Genomic DNA, 13,482 nt, shown 5'->3' with positions numbered 1-13,482 from the left:
GCTGTGAAGCAGGAAAATTTAATAAATGATATTTTTCTGTGTGGATAGGTAACAGAAAAATGAAAATGAATAGGTAAATGTTTGCCAAGCAGACTGTGACTTGATTAATAGCCTAAAAAAATAAACAATAAGCACCACATCTTTTCATAATGGTCAGAGAAGATAAAAATAACGAAAAATCAGAATAATTGGAAAGGATTAGCCGCAATAATAATATCGGCATTGGTTGGTTATCGATTATTACAATAACCTTGAGAAAACGACCAATGAAAACACTAATGTTGATGGTTCCATGCCTGACTGCTGGTAACAGTAGCTCGTCTGTTTTTGCATGCTTCAAATTCCTGCGCTCGTTTTCTCCCACCTTATCAGTTTTATCAACCCCGGTTTTGTTTAAATCCGTTGTGACGTTTTCGGCCGCAACATAATGTTTCCCCACAAACAGTGCCCGGAGTTTTTCGTGTGCTGGTGTTTCTATTAAGAAGTCGGTAAACCGGCTCGGTGTCAATCGGTAATTGTAATTGGTCTTGATAACCCGCAAGAGTACTGCGCTTCCCCCGCGGTAGTTTTGCTATTGCAACAATAAAAATTACATTGTTCTATCAGGAATCAATAATGAAAATCTCACTCTTAATCACTATTGCACTTAGCATGCTGATGGTTGGTTGTGGCGGCAGTTCAAGCAACAAATCATCCAAAAACAGTAGCTCCGTTATTACATCGACCAGCTCTATCGCTCTATCTTCCATTGCGGCAACTACCTCCAGCCAGGCAAGTAGTCCGGCTCCGGTATTGACCGGTGTATTTCTCGATGCAGCGGTAGAAAATATTGGCTACCGTACGGCGACCCAACAAGGATTCACTAACAGCAATGGCGAATTTAATTATCGCGCGGGCGAATTAATTACTTTTTTTATCGGCAGCCTCGAACTGCCCGCGGTAGTGGCGGGCGATATTATTACGCCGATGGATATCGCCAATACCCAAACCCTGACCGATAACCAGCTCATTAATATTCTGCGGCTATTACAAAGCCTTGATGCGGATGGCAATGTAGAAAATGGAATCCACATTACCGCCGCCGCTATTGCAGCGGGCACTACGTTGGATTTCACCTTGGCACCGGAAATATTTGCACAGTTACCTGCGGTGCAAAATTTGCTTCAAGCCGCCGGTGGTGTGAATAAAGAATTGATTTCCACCGGGCAAGCGATAGCGCATTTCCAAACTACGCTGGAATTAATTAATGGACCATCGTCCAGCAGCTCCAGTCAGTCGTCAGATGTAACTATAGGTTCTTCAGCAAGCAGCGAAGTAGTTGTACCATCGAGTTCGTCGGCGAGCAGTGACCTGGTTGCACCGTCAAGCTCTTCAGTTAGCAGCGAAATAGTTGTTCCTTCGAGTGCTTCAGCAAACAGTGAGGCAGCTGCCAGCTCAAGTTCTGCTGCAGCTAATAGCTCGCAGCCAGGCAATAATTCATCTGCATCACATAGTAGCGAGCCAATTGATCCGGGTGGACTTCGACCGGCAAAAATAGAAGGCTTTGCAGCCCATGCCGGTGTGACGGGTGGTGCGGGTGGTCCGATTATTACTGTATCAACCGGTACTGAGTTAAACGCTGCACTCTGCGGTGTGCGCAAGAGCAACCGAACTGCGCCAGTGATTATTATGGTGAATGGCACTATCAATCACGGCAATACCACTGCGGAAGGTTGTGATACGCAAGCTGATGTCATTGAAATTAAAAAGACCAGCAATATCTCTATTATCGGCGTAGGCACTAATGCACTGTTTGATGAAATTGGTATTCATGTACGCGATGCAACCAATATTATTATCCAGAACGTCCATATTCGTAATGTGAAGAAAAGTGGCTCGCCTACTTCTAACGGTGGTGACGCAATTGGTATGGAAACCAATGTAGATCGTGTATGGATTGACCATAACTGGCTGGAAGCGTCTGGCGGTGAAAAAGACGGTTACGATTCACTGTTGGATATGAAATCCGGTGTTACCAACGTCACTGTATCTTATAACCTGTATAACGATTCAAGCCGTGCCGGCCTGGTTGGTTTCAATGATAACGATTCCAACAACAATATTACTTTCCATCACAACTGGTATAAAAATATTGAGCAACGCACTCCCCTGGTTCGCAATGCGCTGGTACACGTTTACAACAACTATTGGTCTAATCCAACGCAAACCTACATGATCCACGCGATCAATTCACGTTCAAATGCAAAAGTGTTGGTAGAAAGTAACTACTTCTACAACGTAAATAATCCGCTGATTGCCTCCAAGGATTCGCCAACTCCCGGCTGCTGGCAAACCAATAATGACAACACCGTTTTACCTTCCATCTATTACAGCCGTACGGTAGAGAATGGCCAGGCGCATGCAATTCCTGCAGTAGTCGATGGTCAGTTGCAATCTACGTGTGTAGTGACCGTGCCTTACACCGTGACAATGGATGCCGCTAACGATGTACCTGCAATCGTAATGGCTAACGCCGGGGTAGGTAAGATTGGTAATGGCGGTACTTCCAGTAGTAGCGATTCCAGCAACAATTCTTCAAATGCAAATTCATCAGGTGCGAATTCTTCCAGTAGTAATGCAACCGGTGGGCAATCATCCAGTGCGGATTCTTCTGTTGGTAGCGGTGCTGCTCTGAGCGAAACGTTTGATATTGATAAAGCAACACTTTTCAGCGCTGCCTATCAATCTATTTCTACCAACTCTGGCGCAGCACTTTATTTTATTACTGGCGGTGGCAGTGGTATTACCGTAAGTAATAATGAACTCACAATTTCTGCAGGACGATTTACTATTGGTCATCGCCCACCACGTACAAACACTACTGCGGCTGATACCAGCGCTAACGGTGATTTTGATTTAAGCCGTCCATACCGTATCAGATTTAATGTTGTTGCGACCTCCGGTACGGGTAAAGTGCAGGTATATGTCGATAACAACACCACTAGTGTTGCTAATTCAATACACGGTGCAAACTCCAGAGTATTTGATACTGCTGTGAATACCCTGACGGCAGGACAATTAATTGAAATTACACCGACTGTGGGTACACCTACATCGTTTATTGCATTCCGTACTGAAAGTTCCACTAGCATTACTATTGATAACTTGAAACTGGAATATCTGGATGAAAATGCTTCGGGTTCATCAGAATCTTCTGCCAGTAGTGAAGAAGCATCATCAAGTTCAGTAGCGTCTTCAATTGCTAGCAGTGAAGAGACTTCAAGCCCGGTGTCATCTGCAAGCAGCAGTGAAGCAGAATCCAGTTCATCAGAATCTTCCGCAGGCAGTTCAGTGTCATCGTCAAGTTCAGTAGTATCTTCTGAGTTGAGCAGTGAAGAATCTTCTACTTCCAGCAGTAGCTCATCGACTGGCATTGTGAATATTCCGCTACCACTGACAGAAGATTTTAATAATGTGGTCGATGCAACTGGTTTCTTCAGTGTGGCTTACAAAGCATTGGCTACAGAGGAAACGCCTTTCTATTTCAGCACTAGTGGTACACCGATTTTTTCCAATGGAACAATGACTTTTGGTAATGCCCGTTTATCTTTAGGTAATATCACACCGGAAGTATTGACTACATCTGCAGACGCAGTGACCACTGGCGAGTTTGATTTAAGCCAGGCTTACCGCATTTCTTTCTGTGTGAAAGCAGTTCAAGGTGTTGGCAATTTCCAAGTGTTTGTAGATAACAACACCACTGGTCAAGGTAATTCAATTCATGGCAACCCAAGTCGCATTTATAGCGGCGCGGCAAGTTCAATGATAGTTGGTCAACGCGTAGTGATTACTTCGAGTGTGGGTAGTTCCACATCGTTTATTGCACTGCGTGCAGAGAGTTCTGCTCAAATTACCATCGACGACCTATGGATTGGTTACCAAGCTGATACCAGCACCGAACCTGCCGCAGGGACTTGTGTAGCACCTACACCTGTTGCACCCAATGCGCCTATGGTTTCAGCGGGTGATAAACAACTCTCTGTAAATTGGAGTGCCGTTAGCGGCGCTACCAGCTACGAGGTAATTTACAACACTGTGGATTCAGTGGATGACGCAACAGTATTTGAAAATAATTCTGTTGTTGGCACCAGTGTGGTAATTACCGGTTTAACCAACGACACAACTTACTTTGTATTTGTGCGTGCAGCAAACGCTAATGGCAGCAGTGAGTACAGTGCAAGTACAAGTGGTACACCGGTTGCTGATGATGGCGAAGATCCGCCAGTTAGTAGTTGGGTTGGTGAGGCAGTGAATATTATTGGCACTGGCGGCACGGCTCCATCTGGTTCAATAATTTCTGCTTCGGATAGCGCAATTACAATCACAGCTGCTGGTGGTTCGTCAGATTCTGGTACTAATTTCCGCTTTTACTTTGCGTATAAACAGGTAACGGCTCCGTTTACTTTTACGGCGAGATTAACCACGGTATCACCAACTGGTAGCGGTGCATTTGCCAGATTTAATAATGCCAGCCGCTATGGAATCATAGTGTTGGAAAGCCTGAATCCTGTAGCTAATTTTGCTGATGTTGCACGTTTTACCTCACTTGAATATTACACCGGTGGTAATGCAGGTGCTCCGACGTTAATAGGGTCCAGATCCAATAAGATAAATGATGCCTCTGGTACCCGGAGCAGATCAGATGTTCCGGGCATGAATGTCGCTTCAACTACAGCAAATACCTGGTTGCGAGTAGAGGTATTGGCAACCTCTGGCGTGACGAGATTTAAGCGCTCTTATTCAACGGATGGTGTGAATTTTACCGAAACAGATAACACTGCATTTACAGGTAGCGCAGTTCCTGCGCAATGGTATGTGGGTGTATTTGGTGCTCCGCAAGATGATTTAACACTTGCATTTGATAACATTTCAATAGTTCAAAATTAATATTAAAACCAAATAAAACGCCCGGAGCAATTCCGGGTGTTTTATCTCCATAAATTGCAGCCAGGTAATTGGCTCACATCAACCGGCAATAGTTAACGGTCTTGATAGCTAACCAGAATTCTATTTTTAATAGAAATTTTTGTTATCGCACAATAAAAACAGATTGTTTTGTCAGGAATAAAACTATGAAGATTAACATCCTTTCGGCCGTCATGCTCAGCCTGCTAGTAGTGGGTTGTGGCGGCTCGGGTTCGAGTTCAGGCAGTAAAAACACAACGTCGGCTTCATCTCTCTCCAGTACCATCCTATCCGCGAGCAGTATTGCCAGTTCAGTCAGCAGTTCCAATCAGGTAAGTAGCCAGGCACCGATTGTGACAGGGGTATTTCTCGATTCAGCCGTTACCAATATCGGCTATCGCACAGTAAGCCAATCGGGCTCGACCAATGCCAGTGGTGAATTTAATTATCGCGCGGGCGAATTAATTACCTTCTTTATTGGCAAGCTTGAATTGCCCGGCGTTATCGCGGGCAACATTATCACTCCACTTGATATCGCCAATACGACCAACTTGGCAGATAACCAACTGGTGAATATGTTACGTTTATTGCAGAGCCTCGATAAAGACGGAGATGCATCTAACGGAATTGAAATTACTGCCGCCGCGATCGCAGCCGGTGCGGCATTGGATTTCACTCTTGCCCCCGATGTATTTGCTGAACTACCAGCAGTAAAAGCGTTATTGGAAGCAGCCGGTAGCGCACATAAGGAATTGATATCTGCTGAGCAAGCGGTAGCGCATTTCCAAACAACGTTGGAATTAATCAACAAACCTTCACCCAGCAGTTCAAGTCAATCCTCTGCGGTGCAAAATAATTCATCTGTTAACAGCAGCGAGGAATCTGTTTCTTCACGCTCTTCATTTAGCAGTGAAACTGTTATTGATGCAAGTTCGTCCGCAAACAGCAGTGAAGACAGTGCAACTGGTTCATCAATCAGTAGCGAAATTGTTGTTGCTTCATCAAGCTCCTCAGTTAGTAGTGACGTGACCAGTTCCCATTCTTCTATTAATAGCAGTGAAAATGTTGCCTCCAGTTCCTCGGCCACTAGTAGCGAGGATGCGGGTGCATCGAGTTCTGCTGCTGCAACTGTGGTAATTTTCAGTGAAAATTTTGATGGCGCAACCGCTAATAATTTTTATTCCACTTATCGCGTTAATGGCAGTGGTTTGAGCCTATATAAAAAATCGGGCGGCACACCCGCTTTTGAAAATGGTGTTATTAAAATAACCGGGGCACGTTTCACCATCGGCGAAGCGGGGAAGGACCTGAATTTAAGTAAACCATACGTTTTATCGTTTGATGTAGTGCAGGCATCCGGAACTGGAAAAATACAAATCTTTGTGGATAACGCCAGCACCTCAGGCGATAAAATATTTAACGAAAATGCCAATACTCTAATTGTCGGGCAACGTTTTGTCTTGCGCTCCACTATAGGAACCGCACATTCTTTTATCCAGATCAGGGCAGAAAGTGGTGCTACCTTGGCCATTGATAATCTGGTTATTGAACAGACTGGCACAGCAGGTACTTCCAGCAGTAATTCATCAGCAGGTAATAGCAGTGCTGACGGCAATTCGTCGGCAGGCAGTTTAAGTTCTACCAATAGTTCCACTGCGTTTTCATCATCCGGTAGCTCTGCTCCTTACATTCCTGTGAATATTAACCTGAGCGCGGATTGTATTAGTTTGGCCACTAACCCGAATGTGAACTGGCGTGATACCGGCTTGCAAACTGATCAGGAAATCGTTGAGTGTCTGTATGAATCACTCGGTCGCCCGGTTGGCTACGGTGAAAATGCAAAAGGTGGTTATGATCCGAATGGCAACAGTAAACTCACTATCATCACCAAAAATTCCGGCGTATCTATTGAACAACAATTGTTAAATGCATTGACAGATAACAGCCACAATTGGGTTGTGTTTGATAAAGCGGAATTTGCCAATGAACACGAAATTGGTATGTACCGCACGCACTGTAGCAACCCGACGGTGCTATCAATCCTTGGCGCCAGTGAAGCGGAATGTATTGATTATCACCAGTGGTGTAGTCGCAAGGGTGTGAGTGGTGAATCTGCTTGCCGCACCGAATTTTTCAACAAGGCGATGAACAATAAAAATATTCCGATTCGTATTCCGCCAATCGGTTCGCACAAAACGGTTGATGGCCGTATGAGTAAAGCCTACTTCCTGTTTAGCGGTTTTGCGATTGGTAAAGATTTTGAAGGTTCGCCGACCCAAACTGCAGAAAGTGTGATTTTCACCCATCTGGATTTCCGCGGTGCAGGCCACACTGAAGACCATTATGTTGACCCGGATATGATTCGCTCCACGGGTGCATCGCACGATATCTGGATTCACAAAAATACGTTTGATACCACCGGCGACTCGGCGTTTGATGTGAAAGTCGGTGCGCACAATATCACTATGTCGTTTAACCGACTGGTGAATGTAAAACGTGCGGTGCTGCATGGTTCCAGTGATAGTCACACCATCGATACGCAGATCACCACCACTATGCATCACAACGCCTTTGTCACTACTGATGACAGTTACATGTTATTGGGTAACACCTTGCGTCGTGTACCGCTGTTGCGCCACGGAAAAACCCATATGTTTAACAATGTGTTTATCAATTACCGCAAAGAGGTATTGAGCGCGCGCGTCGGCGCCAGTGTATTGCTGGAGGACAATGCTTTCGTCACCAATATCAGCCACAAAGAGAAGAGCAGCCTGGAGAATTCCCTCAATGAAATTCTCAGCAACCTGATTAAGGGCGATGCGATCAGCGGCGGTAGCAATCTGCGCAATGAGCGCAATTTCTTCTGGTTTGGCAGTGGCACTTGTGTAGTGGATGAGACTACCAAGCGCCAGTTAACCCAAACCGCCGGTACCCTTGCCGATTTGTCGCAACACTACAGCGCCGCTTCGCTCAATATGATCAACGGCTGGCGTTTTGCAGCGGGGCAGGGTTTGATTGATTACGTGACCCTGACGGCGGGTAAAAAAGGCGAGGCACCGTTTAACTCGCCGTTGTCAGCCGACCGGGCTTATATGGAAGCGTTATCGCCAACGACTTGTCAGTAATTACACGCAGCAGCAAAAGGACTTGCAGTGTCGCTTATAATTTATCTAATAATTTTTTAGGGAATTTGGCGTTTTTTTTGCCAATTGATATTTTGTATCTTTTTGTAATTATGGTATATCTGGCACGTCAATAGGGATTTGCAGTGGTTTGTTTTAATCAGCCAGCAAGTTTCAGTAACGAACCTGCGTGGCGGTTGCAAACTATAGTAATAAAAACAGAATCATTGACATGGGGGCTCATGCCCCACCCCAAGAAAGCAGGTATTAACTATGGCTACTTTAAGCCTTCGCCAACAACTGTTGGTTTGTTCTGCGTTAGTTCTTATTCACCTTGTGCTTTTTGTATTGGCGCCCACCTGACCGGAGCTATCCCGAAAATATCAAGCGTTTTATCGAAAGCCCCTCGCTGATCAAATCCGCGGGGGGTTTTTGTTTTGGGTTGCCGTTTACCTGAATAAGTATTTGATTCCTTTGAAATTATTGCCTAATACTGACAAAACCCGTTAAGGTACGGGTTTGGTGCGAGCGAGGGGTAAGCGCCAGCAGGAAATTTTTCCTGCCAGAGGATGGAATAGCGCTGACAAGAAATGCTGGCAGTGGTAATAATCCAGGTCGCGTCGCATCCAGACGGGTTAGTACAAGGTGCTATCCCCCAGGTTTTGGTATTTGAGGAAATTGCATGGAAATACTGCTGATCATTGCATTGCCCTTGTTGGGAGCCGCGTTACCACTGCTGACGGAGCGATTCGGGCGTAATATCTGTGCAATGTCGGCAGCGCTTGGTCCCGGGTTATCTTTGATCCTGCTGCTGCAATATATGCCGGCCTTGCTTGAGCACCGGATGTTTTTCCTGCATCAACCCTGGTTGCCCCAACTGGGTATGGACTTTAGTTTGCGGTTGGATGGACTGGGGATGATTTTCGCCCTGATGATCCTGATTATCGGGTTGCTGGTCATTCTCTACGCCCGCTATTACCTCTCCAATGAAGATTCCCTCGGTCGCCTCTATGCGCTCTTGCAGCTGTTTATGATGGCGATGCTTGGCATAGTGATGTCGGATAACCTGCTGCTGCTGGTCGTTTTCTGGGAGCTGACCAGCTTGATGTCGTTCCTGCTGATCGGCTATTGGTCGCACCGCACCGATGCGCGTAAAGGCGCGCGTATGGCGTTGGCGATTACCGGCGCGGGCGGATTGAGTTTGCTTGCCGGTGCGCTGATCCTCGGCCAGATCGTAGGCTCCTACAATTTACAGATTATTTTTAACTCGGCGGCGATGATCCAGGCGCATGCGCTCTATCCTGTGGTACTGATCCTGATTTTGATCGGCGCTTTTACCAAGTCGGCCCAGTTCCCTTTCTATTTCTGGTTACCCCACGCCATGGCCGCGCCTACGCCGGCATCGGCCTATTTGCATTCGGCCACTATGGTTAAGGCGGGCGTGTTTTTGCTGGCGCGTTTGTATCCGGCACTAGCGGGTTCGGATTTATGGTTTTACCTGGTGACCTTTACCGGCCTGACCACCCTGGTATTCGGCGCCTACAATGCCTTGTTCAAGCACGACCTCAAAGGCCTGCTGGCCTACTCGACCATCAGCCATCTCGGCCTGATCACCATGTTGTTAGGCTTTAGTAGCGAACTCGCCACCATCGCTGCGCTCTTCCACATCATCAACCACGCGACCTTCAAAGCCTCGCTGTTTATGGCCGCGGGTATTATTGACCACGAAACCGGCACCCGCGATATGCGCAGGATTTTCGGGCTGGCGAAGTTTATGCCGGTGACGGCGACGGTGGCGATGGTGTCGGCCTCGGCCATGGCCGGGGTGCCGTTGCTCAATGGTTTCCTGAGTAAGGAGATGTTTTTCTCGGAAACCCTGAAACTCGATCAACTCGGCAACTTCAGCTACATATTCCCGCTGTTAGCGACATTTGCCGGTATTTTCGCTGTAGCTTACTCCTACCGGTTTATCCACGATGTGTTTTTTAACGGCGAACCTAACAAAGACCTGCCCATCTATCCGCCCCATGAGGCACCGCTCTATATGATCCTGCCCATGGCCGTGCTTGGGTTACTGTGCCTGGCATTGGGAACAATGCCCAACCTGCTGGTATCACCACTGTTGCATGCCGCGGCGTATGCGGTATTGGGTACGGATGTTCCCCGTTATCACCTCGCGATTTGGCACGGCTTTAACTTGCCGCTGTTGATGAGTTTTGTCGCCCTGGGCGGTGGATTATTGCTCTACTACCAGCGTAAAGGCTTGTTTGCCTTCTATGAGCGCGGCTACCGCGTGGACCAGAAAGCGGTGTTTGAAAAGCGCATCCAGCGGCTGGTGCGTTTCGCCCAGAGCTGTACCGATGCGGTGGAAAACGGTTCATTGCAACGGTCAGTGGCGGTGATTATTACTGCGACTCTGGTAATGGCGACGGTCGAATTCTGGCCGCTCGGCAACATTTTGGGCGAGATTCCGCTTACACAGGTCGACGGCATTAGCTTGATCATGGCTGCCATCATGATAGTGGCGGCCATTGTCACTGTATCCAGCCACCACAATCGCTACGCCGCGTTACTGGCATTGAGTGCGGTGGGGCTGGTGGTGTCGCTCACCTTTGTGCGCTTCTCTGCGCCGGATCTGGCACTCACCCAAATTTCGGTGGAAGTGGTCACCATTATTTTGCTGATGCTGGCGCTCTATTTCTTACCCCAGCTCACCCCCTACGAATCCAGTTGGCCGAGGGCGCTCCGCGATATGGTATTGGCGGGCGGCACGGGTATAGCGGTTGGCCTGTTTACCCTGGCGATCCTCACCCGGCCATACGATACCAGCCTCTCCGATTTCTTTATCGCGAACAGTCTCAGCGGCGGTGGCGGCCACAATGTGGTCAATGTAATCCTGGTCGATTTCCGCGGCTTTGATACCTTTGGCGAAATCACCGTACTGGCGATTGCCGGCTTGGGTGTGTACCTGATGCTGCAAGGGCTGGAGTTGCCGGTACCGCGCACTGACCGTCACGGTCGCCAATGGACGCGGGACCCTTACCCCATCATCATTACCGTGCTGTCGCGTATGTTTTTCCCGCTCGCGCTGATGGTGTCGGTGTTTATTTTCCTGCGCGGCCACAACCAGCCGGGCGGGGGATTTATCGCCGGTTTGATTACCGCCATCGCCCTGATCCTGCAATACATCTGTAGCGGCACCGAGTGGGTGCGCCAGCGTTTGCCGGTAGATTACGGGCGCTTGAGTGTGGTCGGAATTCTGGTAGCGGCCTTCACGGGCATGGGCAGTTGGCTATTTGGCTATCCCTTCATGACTACTGCCTTTACTCATCTGCATATACCGGTGATCGGGGAGATAGAGCTGGCCACGGCGATGATGTTTGATGTGGGTGTCTATATCACAGTGGTAGGCGCGACTTTATTGATGCTATCGCAGTTGGGCAACCTTGCGCAGACTATTGAGCCCGAGCCCGAGCCGTTAACCGATTCATTAAATGCCGGATCAGGCGTCCTGAATACCAAGGAGGCCCGCTAGTGGAAGTCCTCGTTGCAATAGTAATTGCAGTGCTGGTGAGTTGCGGCGTGTATCTGCTGCTGCGTGCCCGTACCTTTCCGGTGATCCTCGGCCTCACGTTGCTCTCCTACGCGGTGAACCTGTTTATCTTTGTGATGGGCAGATTGCGCTCCGGTGCACCGGCGGTGATTGGTTCGTCTGAAACCTATGCCGATCCAATCCCCCAGGCGCTGGTGCTGACCGCGATTGTGATTGGATTTGCAATGACCGCATTTTTGCTGGTGCTGTCCCTGCGCGCCCGGGCCGAACTGGGCAACGACCATGTAGATGGCAGCGCGGCCATCGGTGAAAAGCCGATCAAGCCCGTGCGGCCGCTAGAGGAGGACGAGGTTTGAACCACGCTATTCTCGCGCCCATTGTCCTGCCGCTGATCACGGCAATCCTGCTTATTTTGCTGTCGGGGAGGCGCAGGCTGATCCGCAGCATCAGCCTTTTGTCCGCTACCGCGTCGCTCGCCATTTGTATCGGGTTATTGATGCAGGCCAATGACGGCCAAATTCGCCTTTATGCTCCGGGGAACTGGTTACCGCCGTTTGGCATTTTGCTGGTACTGGATCGCCTGAGCGCGATGATGCTGCTGGTGACGGCCGTCCTTGCATTTTTCAGCCTCGCCTACGCGGTGCGCGGTCATGATGCGCCGGGCGACAGGCTCCACGGGATGGTGCATTTCCTGCTGGTGGGGGTGAACGGTGCTTTCCTCACCGGCGATCTGTTCAATCTGTTCGTGTTTTTTGAAATCCTGCTGATCTCCTCCTACGGCTTGTTATTGCATGGCCGTGGTGTGGAGCGCGCGCGCGCCGGATTGCACTATGTAATCGTCAATCTGGTGGGGTCTGCACTGTTTTTGATGGGAGTTTCGGCACTCTACGGTGTGACCGGCTCACTTAATATGGCCGACCTGGGCGATAAAATCGCCAAACTCGATCCCGCCGATGCACCTCTGGCTGCCACTGCCGGCATCCTCCTGCTAGTGGTATTCGGGCTTAAAGCGGCTATGGCACCCTTGTACTTTTGGTTGCCGCGCGCTTATGCCGCGGCGAGCGCACCCGTCGCTGCCATGTTTGCGATCATGACCAAAGTGGGTGTCTATGCGATTGTGCGGGTTTACACGCAGATTTTCGGCGAAGATGCCGGCACTTTAGCTAATTTTGCGTGGATGTGGTTATGGCCTATTGCCTTGGTCACCCTGGTGCTGGGGTTACTCGGCTCCTTGGCGGCGCGGGAGCTGCGCGTGCAAATAGCCTATCTGGTGATTGTCTCGGTCGGCACCTTGCTTGCCGGTATCGCCCTTGAACGCGAGGCCGGATTGGCGGCGAGTCTCTATTACCTCGTCCACTCTACGTTGATCTGTGGCGCGTTATTCCTGCTGGCGGATTTAATCCTGCGCCAGCGCGGTGAATTGCTCGACCATATCGGCGAAGGTCCGCGATTGCGCCAATCAGCATTGCTCGGTGTTTTGTTTTTTATCGCCGCCATGGCGGTTGCCGGTTTGCCGCCTTTTAGCGGGTTTATCGGCAAGTTGCTCCTGCTCACCGCAGCAGGTGTGCAAGCCGATGCGGTGGTGCTCTGGCTGATCGTCTTGGGCGGTAGCCTGATTACGCTGATCGCCCTGAGTCGCTCCGGTTCAATGATTTTCTGGCAGACTACCGATCAGGTCGAATCGGCACCCGCCGCCGATAAAGGTGCACTGTTGGCAGTAATTGGCCTGCTCTGTTGTGTCGGTGCTGTCACCATTGCAGCCAGCCCGGTGCTGGAATATACCCAGGCAGTAGCGCGGCAACTGCTGGAGCCGGGCGCGTACCTGCAGGCGATGCAGCAATTCCGTGTACGATAGGAGAGAAA

The 13,482-nt window shown here is 49.2% G+C and carries 6 protein-coding genes; 5 read left to right on the top strand and 1 reads right to left on the bottom strand.

The genetic code is table 11. The annotated features are described in order from the left end of the window. Positions 1-112: 112 nt before the first annotated feature. Positions 113-439, bottom strand: coding sequence for a hypothetical protein (locus AC1RJL_RS15555; protein WP_492915629.1), 327 nt, complete (start codon positions 437-439; stop codon positions 113-115). Positions 440-615: 176 nt separating this feature from the next. Here AC1RJL_RS15555 and AC1RJL_RS15550 point away from each other — a divergent pair, with 176 nt between their 5' ends. From AC1RJL_RS15550 to AC1RJL_RS15530, 5 genes are all read left to right on the top strand, one after another. Beyond that, positions 616-4,926, top strand: coding sequence for a pectate lyase family protein (locus tag AC1RJL_RS15550; RefSeq protein ID WP_492915627.1), 4,311 nt, complete (start codon positions 616-618; stop codon positions 4,924-4,926). Between the two features lie 185 nt (positions 4,927-5,111). Further along, complete coding sequence (locus AC1RJL_RS15545) at positions 5,112-8,069, top strand: pectate lyase family protein (RefSeq protein WP_492915625.1); 2,958 nt, start codon at positions 5,112-5,114, stop codon at positions 8,067-8,069. Positions 8,070-8,748: 679 nt separating this feature from the next. After that, positions 8,749-11,601 carry a monovalent cation/H+ antiporter subunit A gene (locus AC1RJL_RS15540; protein ID WP_492915623.1) on the top strand — a complete coding sequence of 951 codons (2,853 nt, stop codon included), beginning with the start codon at positions 8,749-8,751 and terminating at the stop codon, positions 11,599-11,601. Next, complete coding sequence (locus tag AC1RJL_RS15535; protein ID WP_492915621.1) at positions 11,601-11,975, top strand: Na+/H+ antiporter subunit C; 375 nt, start codon at positions 11,601-11,603, stop codon at positions 11,973-11,975. The genes AC1RJL_RS15540 and AC1RJL_RS15535 overlap by 1 nt, the downstream gene beginning before the upstream one ends. Further along, positions 11,972-13,474 carry a monovalent cation/H+ antiporter subunit D gene (locus tag AC1RJL_RS15530; RefSeq protein WP_492915619.1) on the top strand — a complete coding sequence of 501 codons (1,503 nt, stop codon included), beginning with the start codon at positions 11,972-11,974 and terminating at the stop codon, positions 13,472-13,474. The genes AC1RJL_RS15535 and AC1RJL_RS15530 overlap by 4 nt, the downstream gene beginning before the upstream one ends. Positions 13,475-13,482 lie beyond the last annotated feature (8 nt).

The organism is Cellvibrio sp. GW822-FHT04B05 (assembly GCF_058800985.1).
Note: the sequence above shows the minus strand (reverse complement) of the source record. Positions and strands in the feature narration are given on the sequence as shown.